The sequence below is a fragment of the Halanaerobium sp. genome, from assembly GCF_003070835.1.
In genome coordinates, this window is record NZ_QBLR01000347.1 from 1 (window position 1) to 3,449 (window position 3,449).

The following is a 3,449-nucleotide window of genomic DNA, read 5'->3' on the forward strand; positions in this document are numbered from 1 at the left end:
TAAATAGGTATTAACTACTTTGTTTAATTCTCTAATTTTTCGATTTAGTTCCCTGTCTTTTAAAAATTCTTTAAAATAATAATCCATCATCCGGTCAAGGTCATCAAATTCTTCTATTTTTTCAGGATTTCTGTGCTGTAGAATAAAAGCAGAAATATAATCAACTTCTCCCGCTTCGGTTGCAATTACCGGTTTGTACTTCCCTTTTTTAAATTGAGAAAAAAGTTTAATCATCGACTCAGCAATTTTATTTTTTTCAGAATCAGTTAAATTATTATAATTTTCGGCTGGGTCTATACCGGCTCTAAAGACAATTTCACGGGCCGAATAGGGGCCGATCCCTCTAAAATTATACATTACTGCTCGGAAAGCAGCCTGAGAAAAGTCTTCTTCAATTATTTGTCTAAATTCTTCTCTGTTTTCAAGCTTAAGCGGGTTTAATTTGTCCTGTGCCGGTGGCTTTTGATACTTAATTCCCGGATAGAGCTGACGCTCTGAATTCTGTTTTTCGGTAATTCTCTTCATAGCATCTAAAACCATCTCATTATCATCTAAGAGAATTACATTGCTGTATTTACCCATTAATTCAGCAATTAGCGAAAACTTTTTTCCTCTTTTTTCAATGTCTATTCTAACCATTCTTTCAAATTCAGGCTGGACTATATCCTGAACATAGGAATTTTTTAAATATTTTCGGAGCATCATGCAGAAATCAGGCGGATAGGAGGGGAAATCAAAATCTAATTCAGTTAAATTAATTCTGGCTCCCTGGGGATCGGTAGAAATTAATAGTTCCAGGTTTTGATTATTGTTTCTTAAGCGAATAATTAAGTATTTTTTATCTATTTGATAAGCCTTTTCAATTCGAGCACCGATAATTTTTTCTTTTAGATTATCTTTAAGTGCAGATAACATAATACCATCAAAGGCCATTCAGATCACTCCATTCTTTAATATATTTCTTTAAGTATAAAAGAAACTAAGCTTAGAGTCAATCAAATAAACATCTGTTTGTTAATGAGACTGAGCTCAACCCTTGTCAAAAAAGTAATGCTGTGGTATCATTAATAAAGATAAGGAGCGAAGTTATTTTAGATAAATAAGATTTTGGGAGGTAGAAATAATGGATGTTAATTTGATTAATATTGGTTTTGGTAATATTATTGCAGCAAACAGGGTGATTGCAGTAGTCAGTCCAGAATCAGCACCTATAAAAAGAATTATTCAGGAAGCACGCGAAAGAGGAATGCTAATTGATGCTACCTATGGACGTCGTACAAGAGCGGTTATTATTACAGATAGTGATCATGTTGTACTGTCTGCAATTCAGCCAGAAACCGTCTCACACCGTTTAGAAGACGATAAATAAAGTGGAGGTATAATTTCATGTCAAAGGGTATATTATTTGTATTATCCGGGCCATCAGGTGTGGGGAAAAATACTGTACTGGATGAGCTATTCAAAAATTTTGATGGAGTTTCCTATTCTGTTTCTGCAACCACCAGAGAAAGGCGCGAAGGTGAAGTTGAGGGAGAGGATTATTTCTTTATTTCAGAAGCAGAATTTAAGGGAATTGAGGCAGAAGATGGTTTTATTGAAAGTGCAGTAGTTCATGGTCATTATTATGGGACCCCAAAAAAATTTGTTGATCAGAAATTAGATGAGGGAGAAGACATAATTCTGGAAATTGATACTCAGGGTGCAAAGCAGGTTCGGGAAAAATATCCGGAAGCTGTTTATATTTTTCTGGTCCCACCTTCTCTGGAAGAATTGGAAAACAGACTGGATAAAAGAGGATCAGAGAGTGACAAAAGTAAAAATCTACGCTTGAAAAATGCTAGACAGGAATTAAAAGAAGTACATAAATATGATTACGAAGTTATTAATGATAGTTTATCAGATGCGGTTAGAGAAATTAAAAAAATTATTATTAAAGAACAAAAAAGGAGAGATTCAAAATGATTACTGAACCCTCTGCAGAACAGCTGGTAGATAAGGCTGATAGTTTATATACAGTTATTATTTTAGCAGCAAAAAGGGCAAGACATCTTAATGAAAGCGGTCAGGAAATACTAGAAGAATACCGTAGCCATAAGTTGGTTTCTAAAAGTTTAGAGGAAATTGAAAAAGATAAAATAACTTATGAAAAGAGACATCAGAATTAAATCGGCAGTTTATAAGCAGGTAGTTTACAGCTGAAAATAATTCAAGAAAATACTTAAATATAAAGGGGTAGGAAAATGTCTGCAAATATTATTTTAGGTGTGACCGGTGGAATAGCAGCCTATAAATCACTGCAGGTTGCAAGCAGTTTAACAAAATTAAATCACAATGTCTACACAATTATGACTGAGTCTGCAGCTGAATTTATTAATCCAATCACTTTTCATTCTTTAACACATCTACCGGTAGAAAGTGAGCTTTTCAGTACAACTACCAGTGAGGTAAAACATATTGGACTTGCTGATAAAGCTGATCTATTTTTAATTGCACCTGCAACAGCAAACTTTATTGCTAAAGCAGCAGCCGGGATTGCAGATGATTTGCTGACTACAGTGATTCTGGCTACAGAGGCACCAATTATGATTGCCCCTTCTATGAATGTGCATATGTTTGAGAATCCTGTAGTTCAGAGAAATATGAAGACTTTAGAGGATTTAGGTTATAAAATTATTACACCTGAGGCAGGTTATTTAGCCTGTGGTTATACAGGTAAGGGGCGCTTACCTTCTCCAGAGAGACTGGTTGAAGAAGTAAGAAGAGAGCTTTTTAAAAAAGATCTTAAAAACCAAAAAATCCTTATTACAGCTGGACCTACCCGAGAATCTATAGACCCGGTCCGCTTTTTAACAAATCATTCTAGTGGTAAAATGGGTTATGCTCTAGCTCAGGCTGCAGCCTATAGAGGTGCTGAAGTGAAATTGATTTCTGGTCCGGTAGAACTTGAGGCTCCTCTGGGGGCCGAACTCAGCCGGGTAGAAACAGCTGCTGAAATGAAAAAAGCGGTTTTCCAGGAAGCTGAAACAGCAGATATTATAATTATGGCAGCGGCTGTAGCGGATTATCGCCCACATGAATACAGTGAGCAGAAGCTTAAAAAGGGAAATGATAATTTAAAATTGGAGCTGGAAAGAACAACAGATATTCTTGCAGAACTGGGGAAAAATAAAAATACAAGCCAGTTATTAATTGGTTTTGCTGCTGAAAGTGAAAATTTACTAGAGAATGCTCAGGCTAAATTACGGGAAAAGCGGGCAGATTATATTATTGCAAATGACATCAGTAATAAAAATATAGCTTTTGGTAGTGATAAAAATCAAGTTACTATTTTAAGTGAAGAAGGAAGTACAAAATTACCACTGCTTGAAAAAGAAAAGCTGGCTCATAAAATATTTGATTATATAACTGATGCAGAAAGAAAATAATTGTAGTCTATCTTACATTTATTA

At 35.0% G+C, this 3,449-nt stretch carries 5 protein-coding genes; 4 read left to right on the forward strand and 1 reads right to left on the reverse strand.

The window, feature by feature from the left end; all coding sequences use genetic code 11:
- Positions 1-933, reverse strand: a 933-nt coding sequence (locus CI949_RS18745) for an NFACT family protein (protein WP_290769218.1), incomplete at its 3' end; no start/stop codon positions are given.
- Positions 934-1,123: 190 nt separating this feature from the next.
- On the opposite strand from CI949_RS18745, the gene remA reads away from it, so the two are divergent.
- The 4 genes from remA (at position 1,124) to coaBC (ending at position 3,425) form a co-directional block, all read left to right on the forward strand.
- Positions 1,124-1,369, forward strand: coding sequence for an extracellular matrix/biofilm regulator RemA (gene remA, locus CI949_RS18750; RefSeq protein WP_073156162.1), 246 nt, complete (start codon positions 1,124-1,126; stop codon positions 1,367-1,369).
- 17 nt (positions 1,370-1,386) lie between these two features.
- Positions 1,387-1,962: a guanylate kinase gene (gene gmk / locus CI949_RS18755; protein ID WP_133530227.1), complete on the forward strand. Its 576-nt coding sequence runs from the start codon at positions 1,387-1,389 to the stop codon at positions 1,960-1,962.
- Positions 1,959-2,165, forward strand: a complete 207-nt coding sequence (rpoZ, locus tag CI949_RS18760; RefSeq protein WP_133530226.1) for a DNA-directed RNA polymerase subunit omega — start codon at positions 1,959-1,961, stop codon at positions 2,163-2,165. Before gmk ends, rpoZ begins: the two co-directional genes overlap by 4 nt.
- 75 nt (positions 2,166-2,240) lie before the next feature.
- Positions 2,241-3,425, forward strand: a complete 1,185-nt coding sequence (gene coaBC, locus CI949_RS18765) for a bifunctional phosphopantothenoylcysteine decarboxylase/phosphopantothenate--cysteine ligase CoaBC (protein WP_133530225.1) — start codon at positions 2,241-2,243, stop codon at positions 3,423-3,425.
- Positions 3,426-3,449 lie beyond the last annotated feature (24 nt).

Coding starts and splice junctions, on each gene's coding strand:
- rpoZ (WP_133530226.1), top strand. CDS start 1,959: ATGATTACTGAACCCTCTGCAGAACAGCTGGTAGATAAGGCTGATAGT.
- gmk (WP_133530227.1), top strand. CDS start 1,387: ATGTCAAAGGGTATATTATTTGTATTATCCGGGCCATCAGGTGTGGGG.
- remA (WP_073156162.1), top strand. CDS start 1,124: ATGGATGTTAATTTGATTAATATTGGTTTTGGTAATATTATTGCAGCA.
- coaBC (WP_133530225.1), top strand. CDS start 2,241: ATGTCTGCAAATATTATTTTAGGTGTGACCGGTGGAATAGCAGCCTAT.